The organism is Oleiphilus sp. HI0066 (assembly GCF_001635725.1).
Genome location: NZ_LWFH01000027.1, coordinates 1 through 1,354, shown reverse-complemented (window position 1 = coordinate 1,354; position 1,354 = coordinate 1). Strand labels below are relative to the sequence as shown.

Annotated in this window: 2 protein-coding genes; both read right to left on the bottom strand. The window is 40.1% G+C overall.

Annotated features, from left to right (window positions below):
- A partial coding sequence (locus A3738_RS00865) for an alanine racemase (RefSeq protein ID WP_197473484.1) occupies positions 1-722 on the bottom strand: 722 nt, incomplete at its 3' end.
- Between the two features lie 105 nt (positions 723-827).
- Positions 828-1,354 (bottom strand): ATP-binding protein (locus A3738_RS00860; RefSeq protein WP_156503847.1); only part of this gene is annotated, 527 nt, incomplete at its 5' end.

Below are 1,354 nucleotides of genomic sequence, written 5' to 3'. Positions count from 1 at the left end.
ACATCGTTGCCCTGATACTCAGTGAAAGTTGTACTGCCAGCGCTATTAAATGTTAGCTCTTCTTGATTGCCAAAACGCTCTGCAATCGCTTTGAAGCGGCGATATTTCTCTGTGACCTGTTTAAGTGCTAATTTCATACCCCCGAATACATCAGGGATTTTAGACGCATGAGCTTCATAGCCCATGAGACCTGAGAAACTTAGATTCTCTGAATCTGCGATGGTAAGTAACGCGATTTTTAGTTGATCTTCGTGAGCGAAACCCCCGCGGTTCAGACCTATATTGATCTCTAAGTTAATACGAATGTTTATGTTCAGCCGCTCAGCAATTTCCAAATATGCGTCTAAGTGTTCGTGAGTATCGATTAGCCACTGAACATTATCTAGCACTAAACCTTCTTGAAGAAATTCAGTCGCAAGGTGCTCAAAACTTGCCGGGGGCATGGGCTTGCCTAACAGAATATCTGCCTTGGGAAAGATTTTTGCGGTCTGCTTGATAAAAGGTCCGTGAAAACACATGAACCGTGAGCAATTTAGTTGATCACTAATGTATTTAATTAACTCAGCACACGGTAAAGATTTGACGACTAAGCGTATGCTTTTATCGCCATCAATGCGACGACGAACGCTTGCAATATTTTCATTCAAAACTGACTGTTCAAGCACGAGTGTGGGCTGAAGAATATAAGGTGAAATTGATTCGCAGAGTTGATTAGGGCTCATTACGCTTTTTCTTTGTGACTGCAGATCAAAGTGTAAATTAAGCTAATCAACCGGAACAATATTAAAGAAGGTCAAAATCAAACGTTGTTTATTAAATGAAATAACTCAAGCGTTTTCGCGCTCATTCACGACGATGCTCGATTTATTGAATGTGCATTTGAATACCGCGCCTTTTAACGTTGAAGGCGTGTGCTCAGTGAGCTCTATGCTTCCGTTGTTTCGCTCAATAACTCGTCTAACAAGTGCAAGTCCAATCCCAGATCCTTCAGATTTATCACGTGACTGCCCGACTTCAAACGGCATAAATATCGAATTTAACTGATCTTCGTTAATTCCCTTTCCACTGTCACTAAACGTCATTTCTAAGGACGTGTTTAATTGTTTGAATTCCAACTTGATATATAAATCGCTATCTGCGCCACTATGAAGAATACTGTTTTTTATCAGGTTGCTTAACACCAATTCAAACAAGGTTCTGGATACATGTAGCTTGGCATTTGGTGCGATAATAATGTTTACATTTAGTGGTGAGTCGAAATTATTTACTAATTCCCTTGCGCACAGATTCGGATCTATTAATTTATTGTCATCAGCACTGTGCTTGTCAGCACGAAAGAAAATTAATAGGTCTG